A 26485-nucleotide genomic window follows, 5' to 3' on the forward strand; every position below is an offset into this window, starting at 1 on the left:
TTAATGTATCATTGTACTTGTATTGTCTTGAGCAATGTATTCATTATTTGTCGTTGCCACCAAAGAAGTCGGAATAATTACCTTAAAAGTAGTACCTTGATCAGAAGAAGTAAAATCAATAGTTCCACTTAAGTAATCAACAGATTTTTTAACAATATACATTCCTATACCAGTACCTATTGACTTATCCTCATTGAAACGAACAAATTGCTCATAGACTTGAGACTTACTTTCACATGGTATTCCAACCCCATTGTCTGCGACTGTGATATAGAGATTATCAATATCATCATGAATTTCAACATTTACAAATGGAACATCTTTTTTAACATCATAATACTTAACTGCATTGATAATGATATTACTTAAAATTTGAAATACTCTAACTCTTTGGGAAGAGTGCCCACGAGATAGGTCGACATCAGTTGAAAAACGAATATTATTCTTCTCTATTAAGTATTCATTTGAAATTACGATATCAGAAATCATTGTCTCAAAATCAAGTTCTTCATTAGGATGTGTTGATACGTCTAGGCGTGCCAGTTCTAAAAGACTTGATATCAGCTCGGCCAAATGATTAACACGACTTCTAATCTTTTCAACCTTAAGTTTAACGTCTTTTTCGTTAAACCTGTTAGTTTCAATACTTCTTATGATCAAATCTGATAAAATACTTATTGTTGTCAAAGGTGATCTCAGGTCATGAGATGTACGGTAAGAGAACTGAAGAAGCTCTTCATTTGTTTGAGTAAGTTTCTTATTTGTTCGATCCAGTGCCAATAAATCGAAATAGTACATCGACGCCATTGCAAAAATAAGAAGTACAATCGCAATAACACTAAATCGAGAGATATCCTGTGAAATATTATTAAGCTGAACCTCTTTACTCTCCAATATGCGAATAACTTCCTTGGCCGCTAAATCGGCCTGTGTGTCATCAACACGTACCAGATAATCCCTTTCTTCGGCAGAAAGGTTCTTGTCACTATTTTTTAAAATTTCAAGATTGTTACGATATTCTTGTGCTGTTGAAAATAAATTTTCGAGAGACTCTCTTTCTGTATCGGATAGTTTATAATCTTTTGAACGAAGATAAGCTTCTTCGATTTCATTAAATTTTATGACAGCTTTTTTGTAATATGCTTCATTAGATCGATTTACATAGTTTTTAAAATTATGAATAAGGCCATTATATCCAAAATTGCCGACGACAGAAACGAAGAGGTCAATTCTCTGATTTAACTCAACTACGGCCTTACGGTTTTTACTAGAGAAGTAATAAGCACAGCTAATACCAAGAAGAATAAACATCAGAACTGACGCTAGAAACAACTTCTTTTTAAATATATTAGCGTTAATTAACAAATCCACTACCTTTATAAATTAATCATCTAAATGATAGATTAAGAATCAACCCATGTAAAATAATTCACTTAGATTTGAATCATCAAACAAATGGTTACTGCACAGAATTTTTGTTGCTAATAAAGGCATATTATTTATCCCTCTATCACGTACCTACTTGTGCAGCATTGTATGACTGAGCGCTTAAATGATACAATAGATGGAATCTAGAGTTAGGAATGATTTGAATGAAGAAGTACTTTTCCCTCCAAAATATCGCACTTGTCATTGCTTTGGGAGTGTTTATCGTAAAGCAGGCCCCGATAATTGCGAATAGTTTTAAAATTAAAGAAAGAAAGATCCAAACAAGAACTGTAAAGACAATTGAGCTTAATTCGAAGGCTTTAGAATTTCCTCCACAAAATAAAGTAGTAGCGTTTTATTGGATGACAACATGTGCTCCATGTAAGCTTGAAATGCTACGATTAAAAAAATCTGTCGAAAATGGTATAATTGCAAAGGATTCGATCTATGCTATCAACCCATTTGAAAGTACTGAAAAAATAAGAAAATACCTAAAGAAAAGTCCATATCCTTTCACTTTTATTGAAGATAATGATCTAGGTTATGATTTAGGAATACAGGTTACACCAACAACAGTTTTCTTAGATAAAGGAATAGTTAAGTCCTTCTCAACAGGAATAAGCTTTCTTGGAATCTATGAAGCAGAAAAATTTCTAACTAATTAAGCTTCTTTAAAGTGAATTCCTCTCCTTGTGTAAAGATAAGGATCTCTCCATTATCTTTGAATTCAAGTTTGATATGAGCACGCTGAAACTTAAATATCGTATTAGAAAATGCTTCAAAAGGGATCTCATTTTGAGCATCACTTGATGCTTCCCCTAGAAGAACTCCATCTTCATTTCTAAAAGTAAGCTTAATTGGAAAATCATTACTTCCGTATGTTCCATTATACTGATCAAGTATTTCTTTCTTAACTAAGATTGACTCTTGAATGACAGGAATATCAAAATCGTCGCCATAAAATCCGGCCAAAAGTGCAAGAGACATATCGTTAAAGTTAAATGCCAAGGCATTTGTTAGGTTTACCATAGCAATATCATCTTCAATATTATAGGCGGCGATAGATGCATAACCATCGACTCCACCTGTATGTCCAAAGAAGTATTTGTCAGCATATGGAAACTTCATTAAACCTAATCCATACTCTCCCTCGCCGATAAATTCTTTCATTTTCTTAAGAGAGCTTGAATTGATTATTTTTTCTCTAAATAATCCTCTAAGAAATGTTGCAACTTCTAGTGGTGTGGAAGCAATGGCACCAGCACCAAGAGGAACATTCTGATGAGTATTGGTTGCTTCTTCCCAGTTAGCTCTTTTGAAGTAACTAGTGACTTCATTAGATCGACGACTTTTAGCATCATAGACAAAGGTCTCCTGCAAAGAAAGAGGATTAACAATATAACTAGTTAGTAAGTTTGCATAAGTATCATTTCCTGCCTTTTGAGCAATATAGCTTAAGATGACATAACCAGTATTTGAATACTCATACTTTTCACCAGGCATAAACTCCAACTGATAGCGATAGAAACGCTCCATCATCTGACTTTCAGATTGGGGAGTTTGAGAGTATTCCTTGTAATCAGCAAGATCTGTCATATTTGGAATACCGGTACGATGGCGAAGCAAGTCCTCAATAGTGATCTTATCTGCCTTATCTATCTTTGGATAATAGAGAGAAAGCTTATCTGAAAGCTTTAATTTCCCCTCTTCCTCTAACTTTAGAATAATTGTAGCAGTATATATTTTCGAAACAGAACCTATGCGATAAATAGGATTCTTATTATTTTTATCAAAATTATAATTTTTATTATAAATGGACTTACCATCTTTTACTAATATAGCACTTCCTGAAACTACTTTCTTATTTTCTAAAACAGCAAAAAACTTATCTAATTTTTCAGTATTAATATTAGACTCCTGACCAAATTGACATGATAGACAAAAAATAAAAGTGACAAAAAGAATTACTTTTATGAAGACCTCTATTGAAATTGAAATTGAAATGCAAACACTATATCGGTCTAAAATTATTGATCTTTAAATATTAAACTCTAATCTAAATATTTATAATTATATAAAACGAAGATAATAAATAGCATTCTTTCTCATTTTAAATTTGACAGACTGCTTAGAAATCCGTACTAAATAATTCTCCAAGCAAAACTTTTTTCTTGGAGAACCTAATGAAGAATTCCCTACTTCTACTTATTTCACTTGTATTTACTTCTAACACTTCATTCGCATCTTATGACGGATACGATGATTACTATGGCGAAGACATTAACACAGTTGTCGAAACGATAACTTCTTGTCACGACAGAAATTTCAACAAAAAACTTATCGTTAAAAAAGTGTACTCAGATGTATCTGGAGAATCTCTATTTAACGAAATTTCAATTGATGGTAAAGCACTTGAAAAAATTGACTACAAATTCGAAAGTAAGAACTTTGTCGATCCATTAACTAATCTAACAAAAACAGGATATCTTCTAGAACTAAGACATCAGTCGGTCGACAATTCTTCGACACTGAGTCTAATTGCTTCAAGCTTAGATGCTCACCTCTACAACCCAACTTGGGAAAACTATGACCTAAGAGGAACGCTAAAAATTGCTTCAGTATACAATAACGAAACGAGCTACGATGTTCGTTGTAGTATTAAATCTGAAGTTCGTTACGGGACACCAGAAGAAATTGACGTACTTTTTGAAAACTTTGATTACGATTCTTACAATGACAGAAGATAGTAGTCACAATGCTTAAATATATCATTCTAACGATATTTATCACATCAATGTCGAGGGCCACGGTCCTCGACAAAGATGCTTTTCTCAACTGGGTCAAATCAAATGACTTTCAAACACTTACACAAGTTATTGAAAGTATCCCGGAGGAAGACTATCAAAATATGACATTGGCCTATAAGTCAGGGGCGCTACTACCAGCAGCACCAAATAAGCTAAGGCCTGTGATTTGGAATGAGAAAAATTCATTTGTTATTACCTTTTCAACATTTGAAGCAGATCAACACGAAGAAGATTCGATTGAGGCCATCGCTTGGAATCAAGAAGATCTCCGCTATGAGCTTCTTGTCTTAGACCTTAAAAACAAAAAGTGGCTCATAAATCAAGCCAAGTGCCTTGAGTGCCACGGGCAGCGTCCAAGGCCATTGTGGGGAGAATATCCAACATGGAACGGTTTTGTTGGCCAACGAAATGACTTAATGAATATCAGAGATCGTAAATATCTGAGTAACTTTTTAAAGAGCTCAGAGCCTCGCGGCGAGGCAGTAAGAAGAAAGATAAAGCGCGAAGGTGCACCATTTCCATATAGAGTTGCCACAAAAGAATACTTTGACCACAGAGAACACTCGCAGGCCGATCACAGGCCAAATATGCGCCTTGGACAATTATTTGCAAGGCACCATACTCTATCCATATACAATGATCTAAGAGATGCCTTAACACATACTGAATTGGATGCGCTCTTTAGAATAATTCAATCAAAAAGATACTGGTTAGAAGAAGAAAAGCTTAATTATTACTTTAATAAAGCAGGCCTTACTCTATCTGATCTGGACATTGCTCAAGTTGCCAATCAAGAAATAAAGACGACATGGGAGCATATCTATTTTGATGGAGATGCAGAGATTCTAGAGTACCTTACATGGCAATATTTGAATGATTCAAAAATGACCCTAGGAAATGAAGTTTCATTAGAGAAAAAATATCCTTTTCACTTCCCAAATAATCTGGATGTAAAAGAGACAATCAGCCTATTCGATACAATTACTAAATGGATACAGCTTGATTTTGAAATGACAGACAGAAACAAGAAGAGAAAGCGCCATCGTGTTGAATGAGTTAATTGTAACAAATGTATTTCTAACAACTTAGCTCTTACCACCACCATTAAGTAAGAAATAAATTCATGATTTTTAAAAACGTCACCTCATGTAAATGAGATAAATTCTGATATCCATTACCTTGCCTCCATAACAAAAAAAATAAAAATGGAGACGAGAAATGAAAAAATTAGCACTTACTTTATCACTACTACTTGCAACTCAAACTTTTGCCTTTAACTGTAAAAATGAACTCGCAAGAGATATTCAAATTAGAACAAAGTCTACAAGCTATCTCCCATCAAAAATACCTGGAGAGATGATTAAAGAGTGCTTCTCAAAGCAGAAGAACTTAAAAGAGAATCTTATTTATTGTGGATTTGCTGCCTATATCCCGGGTTCAATTATTGGTGTAGCAATAGGTGCAGGATTACCAATTCTTGCTCCAATATTTGCGGGAATTGTACTCGTGATGGAAAATGGAAATAAAGATAAGAATGGGATTTCAGGTATTGATCACAAGCGCCAACTTAAATTAAGTAGTCGTCTCTACAGTGTACTTTCAGGTAACACAAGAGATCTATGGTTAATTAAGAATTATCTTCCGGCCTATAAGCATGTTTCAAATGAAGACTTAATGTCTATTCTTACTAAGATGGATGAAGATGGAAGTCTTTGTAATGAGCAAGGCTTTAGAGATAGAGTTCACAAAATATCAGAAGCAGGACTTAGAGAACTTGAAAGAAAAAGTGTCGAAGTAGGAGTTAAGCTTAATTGGATGGATCTTCTAACAATTGATGGTGTTGATTCAGTTTTAACACAAGAATACAAAGAATGGTTTTTATACCGTTACACTTACTTTGATTATACGACTTTTGGACAAGTAATCGATAAGAAGAAACTAAAAAAAGCATTAAAAGAAGAATTTAAGGACCTAGGTTATCGTCCTAGACACCAAGGTCACTCAAATAGATAATTAAACTAATATATTGGCCCCTGTTTAAACTGGGGCCTTTCTTATTTCTTAGCAAGCGAATAGATATAATTCTCAAGATCTTTAATTTCTTTTTCAGTTAAGACATTCTTCCAACCAGGCATCTTCTGTTTATAACTAGAAACCAATAAGTAGAAATTAAAGTTAGGGATTTCTTTAGATAATTTTTGAAGATCAACTTTATCAACACCCCTTCCATTTTCACCATGACACTGAGAACACTTATTCATATAAATACGCCTGCCCCTAAGAACTGATTCGGCACTATAAATACGAGTCACAGGTGTTTTATTTTCACTCTCTGCCACTGGAACAACTCCATGCCTCATGCTCTTATTCTCAAAATGCTGACGAGACTCAGTGTTAACACTTGAGCATGAAGAGTAAGCTAGAAATAGCGTAAATAATAATATCAAATTTCTCAAAATCACCTCTTATTTCTTTTCACGTAAAATCATAAGACGACAAGGCGCGTGGCCTACCATGTATTCCGCAAATGAGCTTGAAAACAGCGCGGCCACTCCATGCTTACCTCTTGTTTCAATAATCATTTCGTCAATATTATTATCTTCAGCATATTCCTTCAGGGCAACCTTTGCTGAGCTAGCAAAAAGACATTTACCAAAGACCTTTCCCTTATAATCTTCGGAAACAATTTGATTAGAAAGACCCAGTAAGAGATCTGAAACAGACTTTTCAATATCACCCATTTGTCCTTCAAGCGGATAAGAAGCAAAATAGAAAGTATCTGCATAGACTAGTGTTTCAAAACCGTGCACGAGATGAACTTCATCCCAGCGATTCCAGTCGAAATCCTTTAATTGATTCTTATAGGCATTGATTGACTCATCAGTTATATCAACACAAATCATAAGCTTACTCATGGAACCTCCCTTTGTTCTGATATCGATATTATCTCTTTATACAATAGTACTCGAATATGACATACGTCACATTATAGATAAGAAGATCTTAATCTTTATTAATAAAACATAAACCTGAGTATTTAACTGATAGTAATGCCCAAGTATTTTCTCTTCATTAGTAAATGAAGAAAAAATACCTGGACAAATAGATATCTAACATTTGTCTATCGAGATAGTGTATTTAGCACTTCTTTATAGACATAAGGATTAGACTTAAGCTCAGAAATGACTTTCTGTCTAAGATTTAAAAGTTCACGACTCTGATTTGACCAGAAGAATTTATTATTAGAGACTTCATCAATTTCTGCAAGAGGTAGACGAATTTCTTGTTTATCTGCACTCACGAATACAATTTCTCTTCCATCAATAATAAATGGGAAATCAAAATTTTTGATAAACTTAGACTTACAACTTGTTGGATATTTTTTCTCTTTGAAATCGTAAAGACAACTTTGAAATTCTTCTGAAATATATTCATTATAAACTTGGAGGTTCTCATTCAAAGTTTCACTATAACCAATTTCCTGTGAATCACCTCGCTTATACTTAAGTATTTCATGAAGGATATACACTGAAAGATTCTTAGAGGCATGTCCATTACTTGAAATGAACTTATCTATTGCAGGCCATGTTTCATCATTAGACACGTTATTACCATAAAGATAGTTCTTGATATAAGGGAGTAACTGAGTACCAGATAACAATGCCTGCTGTCTTAAGGCCGTATCAATAACCTCTAAAACATTTAGAAATATTGACTTCACATAATTATTTTCACGCTTCTTACTGCTCGTTAGAAATTCCATAACCTTTTGCTTAGGATATGGTTTTTCATTGATTTGATCATAAATGTAGTAGTAATAATAAGTCTCTAAAAAGTAAGAGATATACTGATTAAGAGCTTTAGTATGATAGAGATTTAAAAGTTTTTCATTTAAAAAATTTCGACTCTTTGAAAAATCAAACTTTTTGTTTGTATCAAAAATGTTAATTTGCTTTGTTGGCAATGCGTTCTTAGCACCCACATCAGTTACATCTAATGCGTAATATAGAGAACTAAATGCTCTATCCTCATCTTTTGCGTTCGTTGATGCCGAGCTAAAAAACTTATTATACAGTTGTAACAAAGGAATATACTCACTATTAATTACGGAATCATAAGCAGTTTTAAAGTCATCATTTCTATCAATATTTGTTTTAGAAAGAATGTATTTATTATTTGGAACGAGGATACTTCTTAGCCCAGCTAGACAAGGTGCCAGTTCTTCCTTTGCTCCACCATAGTAGAGGTTTTCAACAATCCCCTCATAACTGTCATAACTACCACCAATTACAACATCAAAGCTACCTACATCATTTGGCTTAAATGCTTCTTCATTTCTTCTAATATCATCAACACAGTTTTGAAGATTACTATGACGGTAGCGAAAATCATCAGCAAGACAAGAGCTTAGCCTTGAATTTAGAAAGTTTTGACATGAGATCATTTTTTGAACTTGAGGATTATTATCCCTAAGAATATCTAACGCTACGGCCTGATTTCCTAAAACCTTATCAAGCTTTGTATCAAAATTTTGATACCAACTCTCATGTTTCTTATAATACTTTGCCAGGTCATCTCGTATAGCAATAACTTGTTTGAATATTTTCTCTTGGTTTTCAATCATTAGTTTTTGGTTTTGAAATACCTTTCCAAATGCTTCCATTATCTCGGCATGTCTTTGAGCATCAGGATCCATCCCTCCCCCACCAAGTAGTCCAGTGATTGCAGCAGTAGCATTCATAATAGACATTGGATCACCTGAGAAGGCAGCAATAACACTAACTGTCGCTTGAGAATATTTTAAAACATTATTTGCTCTTTCGAGATCTTTTCCCTTAAGACCAAGGTTTGTAGCAATTGTTAATGATACCTCAGCATATTGATAAGCCTCTACTGCAATATTTTTCCATTTCTCAACTGACGCCTGATATGAAGATTGAGAAACAACGACAACAGCGCCACTATTATCACCATTAGATGATGACTTAAGATCCTCTTCAACGGAGGCGATTGATCTCGATTTTGTTTTACTTGCTAAATCAGATAGAGACTCAACTAATTCATCAATTTTCTTGTCTCTTTTATGTAGGGCCTTTGCAAAGCTTTTAAGATTACTTTCAATTTTTCCTACACGACCTTCCAAATTATTGTATTTGTCTTTAAGATCGCCAATATCTGCTGCATTATTATTAATTTCAGAAGCAAGCTCAACTGTATAATCATGTAGCTTAACAATAGCTGGCTGTGCAATTTTTATGAATACTTCAGGCTCTAGATCCTGTTTTAAGGAGCTAAAAAGGTCATCATTTTTAATTAAATTCCAAAGCTCCTTTGTTCTCTTTTCATCATTTTCAATTAGAAAAACTTTACTTAAGCGCTCTTCATTAACAACAGCAAGTTTAGATAAAGACAACTCAATTGCTTCAAACATCGTTTCAGAGTCGAGACCCTTAATATGGTTATTTAATTTTCTAAGTTGGTTTGCACCATCGACAGCAAAACTCAAACCCGTCGCCGCTAAAGACAACGGTACAACTTGAACGAGGCCAAAGAAAGCACCTGCCTTAGATAAACCGCCACTAACTGTCTTAAAACCATTTTCAGCTTTACTATTTACTGAAATCTGATGATTAAATTTACCAATTAGATCTTTGAAAGATACAGTATCTTCACTTGCAACAACCTGCATAAGCTTTTGAGAAGCATGGATCTGTTGAAAGAATAATGCATAAGAAATGATAAATATAAGAGACTTCTTCATTTAGACTCCTCTTATTTGCAATTTTCTACATTATCGAAAGCATTACAACCAATAACTTTTACATAGAAATTAACTGCAATATTCTTAGGTCTAGTTTCAGTAGAAGTTCTTGCCACCAGTGATGCATCAAACTTATAACTTTGAGCTCGACCACCACCTTGTGCATTTCCTCGGTTTCCTTGACCAATATGTTGAAATACACCTGAACCAGAACTACCTACATCTCTACCGTGCGCAATCTGTATTAGAGTACCTGTAATATTTTGAAAAGCATCTTCTTGATATGAGCCAAGAACACGCCCCTCTTGAGCATCAAAAGAGCAAGCTTCATTTTCTTCAGTACACTTTGCTCCGTTATTATGCATTCTTAAAAATTTTCCTCTAGCATCAGGGATTCCATGTCCCAATAATTGATTTAGAGATAATTCCGGAAATGATTCTCTTAATCTTTGAAAGTCTTTTCCGCCGTCCATAAGTACCCATGCTGGCCCATGTATCGATCGGAATTCTTCTGGAGAAAAAATACTTGTTTTAATATCGCCGACAGAAAAAACTTCGACATTATTAGAAACTGAACTTAGAGAACGTCCATTAATAGAACCTCCGTTACATGATATAAGTAGAGCACACAGACTTGTAATAGTTAACAGCGAATTAAACTTCATTAAGACCTCCTTAGTTTATAGCCACTTATCGACAAGCGACCAATAAACTTTATTAACAATTAAATTAATAGATGAGATAAAATTGATGAGCCTTTTACAAATTCAATGGAAAACAGAATGATCTTAATAAAATACTGAGACTCGATTGATAAGCCTCTGAAATCACTCTACAGAAGGATTGGCACATGAACTAACAATCTTTAAAAATGTTTTATAGTTGAGTGTATGAACAAAAACACAACGTTGGACAAGAAGGAAGTTTATTGAATATTTATATAGAATCATCGAGGTAAAATACTCTTCTTTATAAAATTCCTACTCCATCATTTCCTCTCACACATATTGATATAAAAAATCTAGCAATTTCTTTTCATCACAACTATCAATATGGCCCAATGGAAAATCATATTTTCGATTTGTATAAGTTTGAAATACTAAGACTTTATTACCGTAAATACTTTTGATAAAAAAAGAGTCTAGATCCTCTAGTAAGAAAGTGTGTTTTTTAAAAAATGTTCCATTAAAAAATGTAATACGAAGATCATCCACTTCGATATAAAATTCTTTTTTTCCATATAAAAAAATATGAAAAGCTGTACCCAGTAATACAGCAAAAGAAAGAAGCGATAAGCTAATGACACCAGCTTGTTGAATTCTACTTAAGCTCTCATCATCTACAAGGAGAAAACAAAAGAGTAGCAATGTCATGCACATCGGTAACACAAAGACGAAGTATATGAGCCACTTTAGCATTATAGATTTTTTATAAAAAATTCTCATATAAATATCTTCCTAAAAAACCTTCATCTATAGTTTTAAAGTGTCATCCGCACTACCTGTTCTTGCAAAACGAACTTTCAGTTCCAGGTGTCTTTACGCATGACCAATGAAGAAGCACTTGTAATCTTATTTATCTTTTATTTTTAATATGACCTCTTTGAGAATATACTCCCACTTATTTCTAATCATATAATTCTCTCTAAGGTTAACACCTTCATATCGACTCGATGGAAAAAGCCAAAATAACGAAGATGAGATTGCTCCGTAGTTTTCTGTATATTGAATTTTTTTAAAATTGATTTGATCTTTTTTAGAGTAGATTCGAATGTCGTAATCACCTTCATATGTCCAATATGATGGAATAATTCCGAGAGTTAAAGCGCTAAATACAAGACCATACATTCCAGTCCCACTGCCATGGTAATAAAATGGCGAGAGAACCCTGACATCTACATAATAATCTGTATCAAATTCTATAGGATGCTCTCTATCAAATTCCTCTATCGACGTATAGCTTGCAGCTACTTTATCAAAATTTTCCTCTATATCACATTTTACAATATTGAATAAATTGATCTTTTTAACTACATCACATTCGTAACTATTTTTTACAGTACTCTTAATAAACCAGTTCTTATTATGCCAGGAGCTTTGATCACTAACATCATGTAATTTAACAAAACGAAATGTTACTGAACTTTTAACTTGTTCGATGTCTGTTAAATCAACAGACTTATATTCATCACCAGTATAGATAGTCGCACAACTTAAAAGTATTTGAGAAAGTAAAGAGAGAATAATCAAACGCATTATTTAATTATAACGTAGAACTGAAGTTGTTCACTAAATTTTATTTTGATCAATAGAGATAGGAATGGGTTAGTTTCTATGCATAGGATTTGCCCGACTCCTCCCATCCTGGTCGTCGCTGGATAGTTCGGCATTAAATACCGTCGTGGTATTTAACGCCTCCCAAACCGGGAGAATACATGTTTAAATCGAGCTTATCTTCAGGTAAAAAAAGAAAACCCAGGACAAGCCTGGGTTTTTCTTTTTGAATTTGGAGGACGAGACCGGATTTGAACCGGTGAAAAACAGTTTTGCAAACTGCCCTATTAGACCACTCTAGCACCCGTCCGCAGAATGATTTTAGATTTCCTATAATATGGATATTTTTTAATAAGTCAATTTAAATGCTTAAAAATATTGACCTGCCACTGATGCGGCAGGCCTATACTTAAGTATTAAAAAAACAGGATGCGTGGCCGTTAAGCTTCGCGGATAACGTACTTGTCTTTACCCTCATCAACCATTTCTCTTAGCTCTTTACCAACTTTGAAAAATGGAACCTTTTTTGGTGGTACTTTTACTACCTTACCAGTCTTTGGGTTACGACCTTCGTACGCTTTATAATTACGATTGGCGAAAGATCCAAAACCTCTGATTTCGATTCTTTCATCATTGAATAAAGCATTGATCATGTCATCAAAACAAATATTAACAACAGTCTCGGCCTGCTTGTGCGTTACATTTGCTTGCTTTTCGATTGCTGCAATTAAATCTGCTTTTGTCATTTTAATCTCCTCTCGATATGAGAACTCTTTCGAGCACAAACTCAATCCTATGATTTTTAGTTACCTCACTTATCGTCCAAGTCGCTAAAAACATTAGGAATATTTATTGTGCCACAAAAACTTTACTATCATTATACACTAGATTTTATTTCCTAACAGTATAACTACTTAAAATTACGTTTATTTTTACAGAATTTCAATGAAATGTAAGAAATTAACCTAAAATTAAAGAAGTCAACGAAAACTGGCGATTAAGTAAGTAGAAAATTAAGGAAATAGGCCAATGAAGGTAATATATTTAATTGTATTCTTATTTATCACATCTTCCTGTGTTCCACAGGTTGCGCGTCCAGATGGATTCTTTGACGACGTCAATAATATCGATACTTGTGAAGACCTATTCTTTCTTTTGAACGAAGGAAATGTATGTGCAAGTTCATGTGCTGAAGGAGAAGTCGTTGCAGACGAAGCGCAATTAGAAGAAATTCTGGCCGATGAAACCCTTGATGACTTTACTCGAGAAAATATTGAGGCCTCTGCAGGTGTTTGTATTACAGCACCAGAAGTGATTGCTCGTCCAAGTGACTCTGTATTCATTGATGACGACTTTTGTATTTGTAAGAATCAAAAAGTTGCCTCGGTAACAAGTGGTGCTTCATGTGCAGCTACTTGCCAGGAAAAGACGGCCACAGTTGCTACCCTATACGGAACAGTGACAGTTGGGCCAAAAATTAAAGACGACACTAAACTACAAAACCTCTTTGGTTTTTGTAACAACTCAATTGAAAATGGTGCTCAAAATCCACCTTCATGTAAATTAGTTGCAACAGATATTGATGGACGCCGTTACACGGCCGATCTTAAGACTTATCAAGGAACAAATATTTTTGAAGCAAATCTTGAGGCCACAACAGTAAACTTTGGTGAAGCTTATACTTTTCATATTGAAGAAACTGGAAGTGGTGTTGAGAATGCAAAAAGTGATTACGAGCAGTTCAAATTATTTGAGCCAGGTGATGATGACGAATACGAAGGTAATCTTAAGATAAAACTTATCTCACAATACACTTGTATGATTCGTGCGACGGCCACAAGCTCTAACTACGATCCAAGAGATCAAATCTACTTAGATACTGTTAGAAAACACTTCTACATGCCTGTTGACTACCCGACTCCATATCTTCCACCAGGTGTTTCAGATACAATCTTTTGTCACGACTATATTAAGACAGGGCAAAACGATGATGCTCCACAATTTCCACGTTTAGAGCTAGTGCCTGATCACTTTTCTCTGTGGGATATAAATGATGTGCGCTTTATTGCAGATGGTGAAAACCGCAAGGTTGATTTCCTAATTAAAGATCGCATGATTGAAATGGGCGCCAACGTTAGCGGGACTAAATCATACTTTGCACCTCTTGAAACATGTGTGGCACCAAATGTTAGCGTTGAAGACGGAGGCTTCCCTGAAGCCTGTTCAGGAGCTGAGTCAGGGCTAATTCAATCAGGGCTTGCTATGATTCCATTCTTTACTGACAATAGTGGACGCGCAATTTGTCCAGGATATACTGAATACAATTCAACAAATATTGAATTTAAGGCCCTTGGTGAAATTATTGGAACGCCAACAGAAGGCCTCTACTTTGCCAAAGGCCCTCGTGAAGTAATAGATCTTGGTGATGGTAATAAGCAAGAGATTAAGCCAGCTGACGTTATGTTTATTAGAGAAGGACAGCTGAAAAAAATCTGGTTTCATTTAACTAATGATGGAATTCACTACAAGCCTACAAGTGATACTCAGTCGCAACCAACTTACTTCTACTGGCCAGCGGATGAAGATGCACCATACGTTCAAAAACGTGGGTACCAGAAGCTTTATCAGGTAATGCACTCAAGTGAGTTAGCAAGTAGTGGTTACACGACATCAATTCCTACGACGATCAAACCACTTGATCGTAAGATGGGCTGTATTCCAGTAACAAGTAGTAATTAGAAACTAGAGAACTCTTTTAATGAATACATCAACACTTGGATCTAAGTAATCTTTATAAATAAAGTAAAGAACACCTGCTTTGAATCCAGTCGAAAAAACAAAGAAGATGAGCGACTTTACATAGCGAAAGACAAAGAATTCATCTTTTTTGATAAAGGCCCTCTTAAGAAAGAAGCTTAGAATGAAAAGAAAGATCACAGCGCCTAAAGCAAGCTTTAGCACATCCTTATCTTGAGTTAACTCAAATAAGTAAAGCAGTGCCTTATCATCTTTTACAAGACCAACAGCAAAGTTTACAAACCTATCGCTACTAGTAAAAAATTGCATCATTTGGTTTTGAGAGGCACTGTCACGAATCATTTGTGCCACTTGTGCATCAGGAACATTCTTAAATTGTGCATTAATCATCTTAATTGCACGTCTCATCATTTCGGGGTCGGCCTTTCCATTTTTAAGAGTAAGGCCTTGTGTTGGCATCGAGACAATATTAACCCCTTGCCCACCATTTTTTTCAATTTCTTGATTAAGAGTCTCAATTGACTCTTGAAGATTTTCGACGTCTTGAGATGAAGATGTTTTATCACGACTATCGTAATCTTCATCTCCATACGCAAAAACCCCATGTGTACTAAGAAGTACACACAGGGCAATTAAATATTTAATAAAACTAAACTTTGAATTAAGCGTTTGCATCTGCAGTTTTCGCCTGCTCCCCTCTAAATTTATCAAATAGAAGTACAACTGGTGCTGCAACGAAGTTAGATGAGTAAGTACCAACAACAACACCAAGAGTGATTGCCATAAAGAAATCACGAATTGCAAGACCACCTACAAAGAACATCGTTGCCGATACGAAAAGTGTCGTACCAGAAGTAAGGATTGTTCTTGATAGTGTTTCGTTAATTGCATTATTGATGTGTTCTTTAATATCACGTCCAACAAACTTCTGCTCATGCTCACGTACACGGTCATAAACGATAACTGTATCGTTCACCGAGTAACCGATAACCGCAAGGATTGCAGCAACTGTCTGAAGAGTAAACTCTGTTCCAGTTAGAGCAAATACACCTAGAATGATAGTTACGTCGTGGAAAAGAGCAACAATTGCACCTGGTGAGTATTTGAAGTCAAAGCGTAGACCAACATAGATCATGATTGCAAGAAGTGCCCAAAGCATTGCTAGGAAACCAGATTTTCTAAGTTCAGCACCGGCCTTTGGACCAACGATATCAACTTTTCTGATTTCAACACCATCTTTTTCGTACTTAGTTGTTAGAGTTTGAGAAACTTTTTCAGTAACTTCATTAAGGTTACCTTCGTTTGCACTAACTTTAAGTAGATATTCATTCATTTGAGGCTCACCAATCGTTTGGATTGTAACCCCGTTGAAGCCAGCGGCTTTCATTTCACGACGAAGCTCGTCTAGGTTTTCAGTTTTTTGGAACTTAACTTGGATCTCAGCACCACCACGGAAGTCTACCCCGTATTTCATTTTAGTACCGATTAAAACAAGAGAACCAATAACTAGAATTGCAGAAATAACCCCTGCAACTCCGAATTTATTAACAAAATTGAATTTTGTATTACTTTTTATAATTTCAAACATCTTAAACTCCAATCCTTAAATGCTTAAGTCCTGACCTTCAACTTTATTCATATAGAATTCAAAGAAAAGCTTTGAAACAAAGTAAGAAGTGTAAACAGTTGCAAAAATACCAATTAATAATGTAACAGCGAAACCTCTAATTGGACCTGTACCAAAGTTTAGTAGACAGATACCAGCAAGAGCTGTCGTGATGTTTGCATCAATAATTGTCCAGAAAGCAGAGTTAAATCCGTTTTCAACAGCTTTATAGAAACCAACGTTATTTCGAATTTCTTCTCGAATACGCTCGTAAATAATGATATTGGCATCAATGGCCATACCAACAGTAAGAGCGATCCCTGCAATACCTGGAAGAGTCAGAGTTGCCCCAAGACCAACAAGCATAGCTAGAATAATAAGAACGTTTAGCGCAAGTGTTGTAACAGCGAAAACACCAGAGATTCTGTAGTAAACAAGAATGAAACCAAATACTAAAACACAACCAATGATTGCAGCAAATCTTGCTTTATCAATTGAGTCAGCACCAAGTGATGGACCAACAGTTCTTTGCTCAAGGAAGTCAAGCTGAACAGGAAGGGCACCAGCACGAAGAACAAGAGCTAAGTCTTTTGCTTCTTTAAGTTGCTCATTGTAACTCTTACCACCAAGAGAGATCGTTGCACGGCCACCAGCAATTTTACCATTGATACGTGGAGCAGAATAAACGTTACCATCTAGAGTAATCGCCATTAAACGTCCAACGTTTTCACCAGTAACATCTGCAAAGATTTTTGCACCACGAGACTTAAAGTTAAGTCCTACTTCTGGGTTGTTGTTATTTTGTGGGTTAAATTGAACTCTCGCATCTTCAAGGTCTTCACCTGTAAGACGAGCAACAGATTCGATTAAGTATGGAACAAGCTGAAGAATATCACCTTTAGCGTTTGTAACTCTTTCAAATGCTAGAACGTGACCTTTTGGAAGATCAGAAGCAACGATTTCGTTAACTTTAGAAACGTAGTCAGAGAACCTGTCACCTTTCTTATAATCAACACCTTGCTCTTTAGCTTTTGATACCCAACCTTGAATTGTAATAGGAGCAACTTCAGAGTTTACCATTTTAAATTCAAGCTTAGCTGTTTTACCGATTAGCTCTTTTGCTCTTTCGATATCTTTAACACCTGGAAGCTGAACAACGATACGGTCTTTACCTTGAGAGATAATCTCTGGCTCAGTAACACCGAATTCATCAATACGGTTACGAATAACTTCGATTGATCTTTTTACTGATTGATCTTCGATATCAGTCTTAACTTTTTTCGTTAAGGCAACAGAGATTGAATTTCCAGTATCCTTAGTTACTCTTAGGAATCCATTGTATTGCTCATGAATAATATCCTTTAGTGTCTCAACATCAGTAGCTGATCCTAGGATAATCTCTTGGCGTGGATCCAGTTCATCAGATGAATCTAGGTCACCAATCTCAAAACCGTTACCAGTTTTGTCTTTGAAGCTAAATTCTAAACGGCGCGCGTATCCTTTAACCTCGTCTTTGTAGACCTTTTTGAAGTCAATTCCTAAGATCATGTATAGACCACCTTGAAGGTCTAGTCCTAAGTTGATCTTAGACTTAACTGGAAAATTGTCCGTTTCTTTAAAATTGAATGCAGTAGGTACAATCGAAATACCTGAAATGATCGCTACGATAAGTAGAAATACGAAGCGATACCACCAGCCTCTTCTCATTAGATTCTCCTAATCCTTGGGTTTCTTTTGGTTTTCTCGAATAATTGAGTTAAATAAACTACAAAAATTATATGAGATTAACTACTTAAAAACAATATTAAGAGAATATTAATTTCAAAAACTTACGATTGCTTCGATTTTCCCGACTCAATTACTTGGTCTTTTTCTTCTTCAGAATTATTAGAATTCTTAATTTCGGCATCACCTTGCGCTGCAACGCTAGCTTCTGGTGACTCTGTGATTTGTGATGCCACAGATTCCTCTTTGTGAGAATTGGTCTCTGCAGCATCGTTGACGTGATCCATTAAATCATCTTTGGCCTTTTGAAATTCGCGTAGTCCCTTACCTAAACCTTTTGCAAGTTCAGGAAGTTTTTTAGGCCCGATAAAAATCAGGGCAAAAACTAAAATAATAAGTAACTCACCAGCTCCAAAGCCACCAAACATAATTACGCCTCTTTTTTATTAGAAAGGATACTTTCTTCAAGTCCACCAAGTTGTGAACGTAGGATTTTAATACGTGTACCTTCAGCAACTTCAAGGTCCACAACTTTTTCAGTCATCCCTACGATTGTACCAAAGATTCCTGATTTTGTGTAAACACGATTACCTTTTTCAAGTGTATCAAGCATTTTCTTTTCTTCTTCCATTTGTTTCTTTTGTGGTCTGAAAACAAGGAAATAAAAAATAGCAACAACAGCAATAATTGGAACAAAGTTCATCGCTGAGTTAGCTGGAGCAGCAGCTGCGCCACCTTGAGCATAAGCATTTGATATAAAAAGTTGTAACATTTGTTTCTCCTAACTTTTATTTTTTCTTTATTGGCCTGAGGCCCATTTTCGTGAAGTGTATCTGTTATAAAATTCTTTATAATAATCGTCAAACCTATCCGCTAGAATTGCTTCTCGTGCATCTTGAGTCATCTTAATCATGAAATAAAGATTGTGATAAGTGATCAGGTTACCAGAAAGAAACTCTCCAGTTGTGTATAGGTGTCTAATGTATGAACGTGAATACGTTTTACAAACTTTGCAATCACAACTTGGATCAGGCGGAAGTGTATCCTCTCTAAAACGAAGATTCTTAATATTAAGAGGTCCATCGTGTGTTAGAAATTGTCCGTTACGTGCATTCCTTGTTGGAAGAACACAGTCAAACATATCAATACCGGCGCGAATCCCATTAAGAATATCAAGAGGCTTTCCAACACCCATTAAGTATCTTGGTTTTTGATCAGGCATAGTGTGAACAAATCCATTTAGGAAATCAACCATCTCTTCGTTCTTTTCACCAACCGAAAGTCCACCTAGAGCAAGACCAGGAAAGTCCATTTCTTCAAGGCGCTGCATACACTCAGTACGAAGATCATGATGTAGGCCACCTTGAACAATACCAAAAAGTTTTTGGTAGTCGCGAAGCTTATAATCAATACAACGCTTGGCCCATCTAAGAGTTAACTCCATACTCTCGCGAAGAGTTTCTTTCGTTGCAGGAAGTTTAGGGCACTCATCAAATGCCATGACGATATCTGAGCCAAGGCCCTTTTGAATCTCCATACTCTTTTCTGGAGAGATTAGATGTTTTGACCCATCAATATGTGAAGAAAAAGTTACTCCTTCTTCTGTGATCTTATTAATGTCTGAAAGGGAAAATACTTGAAACCCACCTGAGTCTGTAAGAATTGGACGATCCCAATTCATAAAACCATGAAGGCCGCCACCTACTTTTTCAATTAGCTCATGCCCAGGTCTTAGGTATAAGTGATAAGTGTTACCAAGAATGATTTGAGCATTCATCTCGTAAAGATCTTCTTGCCACATACACTTAACAGATGCACGAGTTCCAACAGGCATAAAAATTGGTGTTTTAATCTCACCGTGCTCTGTTGTTATTGTTGTTGCGCGGGCCTTACCGCTATAACCTTCAACTTTAATCATATTCACTTACCTTAAAATTAACATCGCATCACCATATGAAAAGAAACGATATCCCTCTTTAACTGCAATATTATAAATCTCTAATGTTTTCTCTCGGCCAATTAGCGCACTCACAAGCATAAGTAGCGTTGATTTAGGAAGGTGAAAGTTAGTTACCAAACCATCAATACTCTTCACATCAACTCCAGGGTGTAAAAAGATTGAAGTATCCTTCATCTCTCCCGGAGTATAATTATCGACTCCATTTTGCCAAATTGTTTCAAGAGTTCTTAAACTCGTCGTCCCAACGGCAATGCGCTTATTAGCATTTTTTATTTTTTCAAAATTAACTTTATCAACAAAGTAATTTTCAGAGTGCATTTTGTGATCTTCTAAATTATCAACTTTAACTGGAGCAAAAGTACCAAGACCAACATGTAAAGTAACTTTGGCAATGTCATGGCCTTGACTTTTAATCTGCTCTAATAGCTCATCAGAAAAATGCAGTCCGGCCGTTGGAGCAGCAACACTTCCTAATTCATTGGCAAAGACCGTTTGATAATCTTTCTTATCTTGTTCGTCTGACTCTCCCCCACGAATATAAGGAGGAATTGGAACAAGTGCATTTGCATTTAAGTAGTCAATAAGATCATTGCCAACAATTGAAGGAGCGATCAAGAACTCACCTTCAATATTATCGACAATTGAAATCGTCAGACCGTTAGCGAAAATATACTTGTCATCGGCCTTCTTCTTGCCACGCGCTTTCACAAGTGCACGGTAGTGGCCATTATCATCGGCTTCAACTGTTAGAAAGAAAACTTCAGCGTTACCACCACTTTCCTTGTGACCTTTTAGACGACAAGGGAAGACCTTGCTTTGATTTAAAACCAAAGTTGTTTCTTTCGGTAGAAAGTTAATTAATTCATTGAACTTATGATGAGAAATTGTATCTGTTTTACAATTGTAAACTAATAATCTTGAGTGATGACGTCCCTCAATTGGGCGCTCAGCAATCTGTTCTTTAGGCAGATCGTAGTCGTAAGATGACAGCTGCAAATCGTCTCTATTTACTTTATTTACTTGATTCATAGGTCCCGATAGTAGCGTGAAATTAGGTAATCGTCATCATGTAAGTTTTTCAAATCACAACTTTCTTATATTCAAATGTAAAGAAAACTGCAAAAACTTACAAAAAGCAAAAGAGAGGGAAATTTGAAGTTAAATCTTACGCAAATCGCATTATTTTCAGCGCTACTTTCAACAAATTCGATGGCCATTAATAAAGTTATTTATGGAAACGATAACAGAGTTGATGTTCACGAATCAAATAAAGAATTCCTAGTTGATAGTGTTGCAGCAATGGTTCCAAGCTATGCTTTTTTGAAAGATGAAAAAGGAAAGGTTGCAGATACAAAACTTCTTAGATTTCCTACATTAAAATACCATAGAGGTTACCCTACTTGTGGTGACATGAGATTTAGAGATCAGCCTACGATTGCAAGTTGTAGTGGCTTCTTAATAGGAAAGAATCTTCTTATGACGGCCGGACACTGTATGATCTCAGGTGGAACAGAAGTTTCTGACCAAGTAACATCAAAGTGTAGAGATAATAAATGGGTATTCAATTATAACTCAACATCAGTAAATAAAGATGGGCAATTAGAAATTAAAAAGAATGACGTTTATGGTTGTAAGCGCGTTGTAGCGGCATCTTACACAGGTACACTAGATTATGCAGTTGTTGAACTTGAACGAGAAGCGACAGATAAGAAGCCACTAACTCTAAACATGTCAACGAATGCAACAGCAAAAGGTACAGATATTTATGTGGCGGGCTACCCTACGGGACTCCCTCTTAAAGTTGCAGACGGAGCCAAGATTATCTCAAACCCAATTTACAGCAAAGAGATCATCACAGACCTCGATACTTTTGCAGGTAACTCAGGATCTCCTGTTTTAAATAAGAAAGATGAGGTTATTGGTATATTAGTAGCTGGTGAAATCGATTATGCCTTTGATTTTGACAAAGGTTGCTATAAAGTAAACGTATGTAAGAAGCAAGGTGGAAAGTGTGAACGTCAATCATCTCCACTTGGAGGCAGTGGCGAAACTGTTACAAAAGTTGTCTCTGCTTACACTGATTACAAATTAAAAGAAGCTTTAGGGCCTTATATCTTTGAAGAAGGCGCTAAGAGCGAAGAAGAAGTGGAAGAAGTCATTGAAGAATACGAAGAAGAATACGAATAATATTAAAGCTAGAATTACTAAAGAAGAAATCAACTCTTTCGAGATGATTGATTACACGGGCCAGATTCATTTAATTGATACTGAACAAAAGGCCCAAGATATTTCTAAAAGATTTCAAGAATTAAATCAAAAATACAATTGCACGGGCCTTGATACTGAATCAAGGCCTTCTTTTAAAAAGACCGACAATTTTCGCATAAGTCTTATTCAAGTTTCATTTGAAGATGAATGCTTCCTTTTTCGTTTAAATAAGATTCAATGCCCTGACTATCTAGTCGAATATTTAGAAGACGAGAATCTAATTAAAACAGGGGTTGCGGTTAAAGACGATTGTCGTGATCTTAAGAAGCAATACCATATCAACGCAAAAGGCGTTGTCGATGTTCAAGACCTTGCAAAAGCGCAAGGCTATATTACTCTTGGTCTACAGTCCTTAACGGGAATTCTCTTAGAGAAGAAAATCTCTAAGAAGGCAAAGCTAACAAATTGGGAAAATAACAAATTAACAGATGCCCAAATTCGCTACGCTGCAACTGATGCTTGGATTTCATTAAAGCTCTATCAGGCCCTTGATAAGAAAGACTAAAATAAATAAGAATTTCTATTCACAGTCTTTCATTAAAGATTCATCTTCTTTGGTAATGATAGACTGTATGAAACTTCTAAGGATATTGATTATATCACTATTATTCTCTAGTGCTTATGCACAAGAAGACTCAGACAATCAAAGCGGCCCATACCGTATGGATAGCTTTGGAACAACAAACCCTTATGAAGAAGCGGCCAATCAAGATGAACGAAAAATTCGAAGGCCATCATCTGAAGAGATCTATAAATATAAGTACGAATTAGAGCAAAATCCCAAATGGCAGGACATCGAAGAACATTGTGGAGACCGTTGCATCTATCCGGACTCTCGTGGTAAGTAATTTCAACAACTTAAACTAGGTAAATTATTTCCTAAATTAATTAAAGATCATTCATTCTATAATTTATTTAGAATGAAACTTGTTAAGTCCGCAATAATATTAACATCTCTTGGCCTCATCCTAACTTCTTGCTCAGGTGGAGCAGAAGGTGCAGATGGTATCCAGGCAGCTCCTGTTGGTCAGGCGGCTCCCAGCGCAATTTCAACGGCCCAGGCCGTGATTACGGGCGCCTTACCGCAAAATGCTCCAGCAGTCTCATGGACTAATCCAGCAAGTTTCGATCATATCGACTACACTCTAGGAACAACATCGGCTGGTTCCGAGCATACGGCCTGGACAAATATTGGCACAGTAACAAATTACACGCACACAGGTCTTGTTGGATTAACAGAGTGCCAAGCTTACTACCCTTCGGTGCGTGCAGTAAGTGCAACAGCACAAACCTCGACGACTCTAGCAAGCACTAGCTTCTATTGGGACAACACGGCACCAAGTGCTGTTGGTACACCAGACGTTTCAGCAGATGACGCCACGGCCGCATCGTCTACGACAACAACTTGGGTAGCAGCAACAGATAACTGCCAAATCGATCATTATGAAATTGCAATCGGAACCAATCCGGGCTTCACAAATATTCAGAACTGGATCAACATCGGCAATGTTACAAGTTATAAGCTAGTTAGTGGTGTTGATGGCGCTAGCTTCTCACTTAATGAAGCAACTAATTACTATATCTCATTAAGGGCCGTTGATGGTGCAGGTCTAAGTATCACACAAAACTCAGTGGCCTTTCAGGTTTTCAATCCAGCAACATCCCTCCCTAATATGGTTGCAAGACTAGATGCTAGCGACTTAAGCTCCATCCTAGACAACACGGGAAAAATTGCGAGCAATGGTGCATTCAATGGAGTTGTCGAAGATTGGCTTGATATTTCCGGTAGTGCCAATACACATAATTTTTATCAAAATGGAGGCGCTCCAACTTTTGATGGCGTGGATAATCATGTTGTTTTTAATGGAACTAATCAGTATCTAACTGTTGCAAACCATGCAGAGCTAAATACGGCCACGACTAATCAAAGAAATATCACAGCGTCTATTGAGACCTCTGCCGATATCACAAGTCTGCAAATTATCTACGAGGAAGGCGGGGCCAGTCGTGGAATGAATATCTATATTCAAGGCGGAAATCTGTACTGTGGATTCTGGAATATAAACGATGACGGAGACGGTAGCCAGCCATTCATTTCTGTCAGCGCGCCGATAGCAATAAATACCATTTATCATATTACTTGGGTTTTTGATTACACAAATTATACGGGAGCGGCCGGGCCTGATGGTGATCTCACTTGTTATATAAATGGAAGCTCAATCGGCTCTACAACTTCAACTTCACTCCTATATGCTCACTCGGGGGCAATCTCTTTAGGTTCATACCTTAGTGATAGCTACACCCATACAGGATCTCTTAGTGGAAATGGTGGCTATTTTAACGGTGATGTTATGGAATTTATGCTCTTTAATGATCCACCTGATGCAGCAACAGTGAACACAATTCATACATATCTTGAAGATAAGTGGAACTAGGCTAGCTCAAATCATAATCATCTGATATAAATTCCTCATGAATTTAAGTGTTTTTGATATCTACTCAATCGGAATTGGGCCTAGTAGCTCGCATACAGTAGGGCCTATGAGGGCCGCTAAAGAATTTATGGATAAACTCGTTTCAATGGGTTTATTTGATGAGACGCAAGTCGTTTCGACAGCACTCTATGGATCTCTTGCCTTAACAGGTAAAGGACATGGCACAGACAAGGCCGTCATTCTAGGACTTAGTGGTTACACTCCTGAAGATATCTGCCCAGATCAAATTGATCGCATCTTAAATCTAGCTCACGACCAAGAAAAGCTTACTTTCTTTGAAGGTAGAGATAACGCAAAAGTGATCTCTTATATTCCACGTGAACATATCTTATTCCATCGCAAACAAGCTCTCGACTTCCACTCGAATGGAATGTGCTTCCAGGCCATCGATAAAAATGGACGTGAGTTATATAAGAAAGTCTACTTCTCAATTGGTGGTGGCTTCATCGTAGCTGAAGGCGAAAATAACGAAGGCGATATTTTCTCTCAACACACAAGCAAGGTTAAATATCCATTCACATGTGGAGATGAACTTCTAGCAATCGCTAATGAAAATGATATTTCAATTTGTGATTTAATTAAGACAAACGAAACATCATGGCGAAGTGAAGAAGAGATTAATAAAGGCCTTTTAGAAATTTGGCAGGCAATGGATAATTGCATAAGTAGGGGCCTTAAAGCAGAAGGACAACTTCCAGGTGGCCTTAAAGTAAATAAACGAGCAAAGAAGTTATACGAAGCTCTTTCGAAAAAAGACTGTGAGAAGAACCTTGATCCCCTAACGATTATGGATTGGGTAAATCTCTTTGCTATTTCTGTTAACGAAGAAAATGCTTCTGGTGGAAAAGTTGTGACAGCACCAACAAATGGAGCGGCCGGAATTATTCCAGCAGTTATTAAATACTATCTTAAATTTGTTAAGGACGCTTCAATTGATAAAGTTGTGGACTTCCTTTTAGTCGCCGGTTGTGTCGGGATTCTCTATAAAAAGAATGCTTCGATTTCAGGTGCAGAAGTTGGTTGTCAGGGCGAAGTTGGTGTTGCTTGCTCAATGGCGGCAGCAGGGCTTGCACAAGTACTTGGTGGAACAAACGAACAAATCGAAAACGCCGCAGAAATTGCAATGGAACATAACCTAGGACTAACTTGCGATCCAATCGGTGGCCTTGTGCAAATTCCATGTATTGAGCGAAATGCGATGGGTGCAGTAAAAGCAATTAATGCGGCCAGAATGGCCATGCGTGGGGACGGAAGTCATTTTGTGAGTCTTGATAAAGTTATCAAAACCATGAAAGAAACTGGTGCTGATATGCAAACGAAGTATAAAGAAACAAGCCGTGGAGGCCTTGCTGTTAACGTCACTGAGTGTTAATTCAGCTAGTTAGACAGGTTACTTCTTTCACAC

General features: G+C 36.3%; 26 protein-coding genes and 1 tRNA gene. 10 read left to right on the forward strand and 17 right to left on the reverse strand.

Translation table 11 applies throughout. The features are described from left to right. Positions 1–1371 carry a sensor histidine kinase gene (locus ACMAYX_RS02390; protein ID WP_412477727.1) on the reverse strand — a complete coding sequence of 457 codons (1371 nt, stop codon included), beginning with the start codon at positions 1369–1371 and terminating at the stop codon, positions 1–3. Positions 1372–1592: 221 nt separating this feature from the next. On the opposite strand from ACMAYX_RS02390, the gene ACMAYX_RS02395 reads away from it, so the two are divergent. Then, on the forward strand, positions 1593–2093 hold the full coding sequence (locus ACMAYX_RS02395) for a TlpA family protein disulfide reductase (RefSeq protein ID WP_412471488.1): 501 nt from the start codon (positions 1593–1595) through the stop codon (positions 2091–2093). On the opposite strand, the gene ACMAYX_RS02400 is transcribed toward ACMAYX_RS02395, so the two are convergent. Further along, entirely contained in the window at positions 2086–3459 is a 1374-nt protein-coding gene (locus tag ACMAYX_RS02400; RefSeq protein WP_412471667.1) for a serine hydrolase domain-containing protein, read from the reverse strand. The two genes, ACMAYX_RS02395 and ACMAYX_RS02400, sit on opposite strands and share 8 nt — an antisense overlap. A gap of 152 nt (positions 3460–3611) precedes the next feature. Here ACMAYX_RS02400 and ACMAYX_RS02405 point away from each other — a divergent pair, with 152 nt between their 5' ends. The 3 genes from ACMAYX_RS02405 to ACMAYX_RS02415 all read left to right on the forward strand — a co-directional run bounded on the left by ACMAYX_RS02405 (position 3612) and on the right by ACMAYX_RS02415 (position 6248). After that, positions 3612–4175 carry a hypothetical protein gene (locus tag ACMAYX_RS02405; RefSeq protein ID WP_392991746.1) on the forward strand — a complete coding sequence of 188 codons (564 nt, stop codon included), beginning with the start codon at positions 3612–3614 and terminating at the stop codon, positions 4173–4175. An 8-nt stretch (positions 4176–4183) separates the two neighbouring features. Further along, positions 4184–5290 carry a hypothetical protein gene (locus tag ACMAYX_RS02410; RefSeq protein ID WP_412471489.1) on the forward strand — a complete coding sequence of 369 codons (1107 nt, stop codon included), beginning with the start codon at positions 4184–4186 and terminating at the stop codon, positions 5288–5290. A 163-nt stretch (positions 5291–5453) separates the two neighbouring features. Then, entirely contained in the window at positions 5454–6248 is a 795-nt protein-coding gene (locus tag ACMAYX_RS02415; RefSeq protein ID WP_103217394.1) for a hypothetical protein, read from the forward strand. Between the two features lie 41 nt (positions 6249–6289). Here ACMAYX_RS02415 and ACMAYX_RS02420 read toward each other — a convergent pair whose 3' ends face one another. The 8 genes from ACMAYX_RS02420 to ACMAYX_RS02455 all read right to left on the reverse strand — a co-directional run bounded on the left by ACMAYX_RS02420 (position 6290) and on the right by ACMAYX_RS02455 (position 13015). After that, positions 6290–6691 carry a c-type cytochrome gene (locus tag ACMAYX_RS02420; RefSeq protein ID WP_412471490.1) on the reverse strand — a complete coding sequence of 134 codons (402 nt, stop codon included), beginning with the start codon at positions 6689–6691 and terminating at the stop codon, positions 6290–6292. A 9-nt stretch (positions 6692–6700) separates the two neighbouring features. Further along, a complete protein-coding gene (locus ACMAYX_RS02425) occupies positions 6701–7150 on the reverse strand; it encodes a universal stress protein (protein ID WP_412471491.1) in 450 nt (149 codons plus the stop codon). Positions 7151–7356: 206 nt separating this feature from the next. Next, positions 7357–9996, reverse strand: a complete 2640-nt coding sequence (locus tag ACMAYX_RS02430; RefSeq protein ID WP_412471492.1) for a hypothetical protein — start codon at positions 9994–9996, stop codon at positions 7357–7359. Positions 9997–10007: 11 nt separating this feature from the next. Beyond that, positions 10008–10661: a hypothetical protein gene (locus ACMAYX_RS02435; protein ID WP_412471493.1), complete on the reverse strand. Its 654-nt coding sequence runs from the start codon at positions 10659–10661 to the stop codon at positions 10008–10010. Positions 10662–10994: 333 nt separating this feature from the next. After that, positions 10995–11369 carry a hypothetical protein gene (locus ACMAYX_RS02440; protein WP_412472251.1) on the reverse strand — a complete coding sequence of 125 codons (375 nt, stop codon included), beginning with the start codon at positions 11367–11369 and terminating at the stop codon, positions 10995–10997. Between the two features lie 198 nt (positions 11370–11567). Further along, positions 11568–12251, reverse strand: coding sequence for a hypothetical protein (locus tag ACMAYX_RS02445; RefSeq protein WP_412471495.1), 684 nt, complete (start codon positions 12249–12251; stop codon positions 11568–11570). Positions 12252–12502: 251 nt separating this feature from the next. Continuing rightward, positions 12503–12579, reverse strand: a tRNA-Cys gene (locus tag ACMAYX_RS02450). A gap of 130 nt (positions 12580–12709) precedes the next feature. Then, a complete protein-coding gene (locus ACMAYX_RS02455) occupies positions 12710–13015 on the reverse strand; it encodes an HU family DNA-binding protein (protein WP_021266755.1) in 306 nt (101 codons plus the stop codon). A 283-nt stretch (positions 13016–13298) separates the two neighbouring features. Here ACMAYX_RS02455 and ACMAYX_RS02460 point away from each other — a divergent pair, with 283 nt between their 5' ends. Beyond that, positions 13299–15008: a hypothetical protein gene (locus tag ACMAYX_RS02460; RefSeq protein ID WP_412471496.1), complete on the forward strand. Its 1710-nt coding sequence runs from the start codon at positions 13299–13301 to the stop codon at positions 15006–15008. Between the two features lie 3 nt (positions 15009–15011). On the opposite strand, the gene ACMAYX_RS02465 is transcribed toward ACMAYX_RS02460, so the two are convergent. From ACMAYX_RS02465 to queA, 7 genes are all read right to left on the reverse strand, one after another. Next, on the reverse strand, positions 15012–15701 hold the full coding sequence (locus tag ACMAYX_RS02465) for a hypothetical protein (protein ID WP_412471497.1): 690 nt from the start codon (positions 15699–15701) through the stop codon (positions 15012–15014). Next, positions 15688–16614 (reverse strand): protein translocase subunit SecF, encoded by a 927-nt coding sequence (gene secF, locus ACMAYX_RS02470; protein WP_412471498.1) that lies wholly within the window; start codon positions 16612–16614, stop codon positions 15688–15690. The genes ACMAYX_RS02465 and secF overlap by 14 nt, the downstream gene beginning before the upstream one ends. Before the next feature lie 15 nt (positions 16615–16629). Continuing rightward, positions 16630–18339, reverse strand: coding sequence for a protein translocase subunit SecD (secD, locus tag ACMAYX_RS02475; protein ID WP_103217404.1), 1710 nt, complete (start codon positions 18337–18339; stop codon positions 16630–16632). Positions 18340–18461: 122 nt separating this feature from the next. Further along, complete coding sequence (locus ACMAYX_RS02480; protein WP_412470692.1) at positions 18462–18785, reverse strand: twin-arginine translocase TatA/TatE family subunit; 324 nt, start codon at positions 18783–18785, stop codon at positions 18462–18464. 2 nt (positions 18786–18787) lie between these two features. Further along, positions 18788–19129 (reverse strand): preprotein translocase subunit YajC, encoded by a 342-nt coding sequence (gene yajC, locus ACMAYX_RS02485; RefSeq protein ID WP_103217406.1) that lies wholly within the window; start codon positions 19127–19129, stop codon positions 18788–18790. A 27-nt stretch (positions 19130–19156) separates the two neighbouring features. After that, positions 19157–20275: a tRNA guanosine(34) transglycosylase Tgt gene (tgt, locus tag ACMAYX_RS02490; protein ID WP_103217407.1), complete on the reverse strand. Its 1119-nt coding sequence runs from the start codon at positions 20273–20275 to the stop codon at positions 19157–19159. Positions 20276–20281: 6 nt separating this feature from the next. After that, positions 20282–21346 (reverse strand): tRNA preQ1(34) S-adenosylmethionine ribosyltransferase-isomerase QueA, encoded by a 1065-nt coding sequence (queA, locus tag ACMAYX_RS02495; RefSeq protein WP_392991726.1) that lies wholly within the window; start codon positions 21344–21346, stop codon positions 20282–20284. 123 nt (positions 21347–21469) lie between these two features. Between queA and ACMAYX_RS02500 the strand changes: the two genes are divergently transcribed. The 5 genes from ACMAYX_RS02500 (at position 21470) to ACMAYX_RS02520 (ending at position 26452) form a co-directional block, all read left to right on the forward strand. After that, positions 21470–22504, forward strand: coding sequence for a trypsin-like serine peptidase (locus ACMAYX_RS02500; RefSeq protein ID WP_412471499.1), 1035 nt, complete (start codon positions 21470–21472; stop codon positions 22502–22504). Continuing rightward, positions 22476–23090: a 3'-5' exonuclease gene (locus ACMAYX_RS02505; RefSeq protein ID WP_103217409.1), complete on the forward strand. Its 615-nt coding sequence runs from the start codon at positions 22476–22478 to the stop codon at positions 23088–23090. The genes ACMAYX_RS02500 and ACMAYX_RS02505 overlap by 29 nt, the downstream gene beginning before the upstream one ends. 85 nt (positions 23091–23175) lie before the next feature. After that, positions 23176–23433, forward strand: coding sequence for a hypothetical protein (locus tag ACMAYX_RS02510; RefSeq protein ID WP_412471500.1), 258 nt, complete (start codon positions 23176–23178; stop codon positions 23431–23433). 72 nt (positions 23434–23505) lie between these two features. Beyond that, a complete protein-coding gene (locus ACMAYX_RS02515) occupies positions 23506–25020 on the forward strand; it encodes a hypothetical protein (RefSeq protein WP_412471501.1) in 1515 nt (504 codons plus the stop codon). A gap of 37 nt (positions 25021–25057) precedes the next feature. Next, positions 25058–26452: an L-serine ammonia-lyase gene (locus ACMAYX_RS02520; RefSeq protein ID WP_412472252.1), complete on the forward strand. Its 1395-nt coding sequence runs from the start codon at positions 25058–25060 to the stop codon at positions 26450–26452. Positions 26453–26485 lie beyond the last annotated feature (33 nt).

Source organism: Halobacteriovorax sp. RT-2-3, from assembly GCF_047085075.1.
In the GTDB taxonomy this organism is placed as follows: domain Bacteria; phylum Bdellovibrionota; class Bacteriovoracia; order Bacteriovoracales; family Bacteriovoracaceae; genus Halobacteriovorax_A.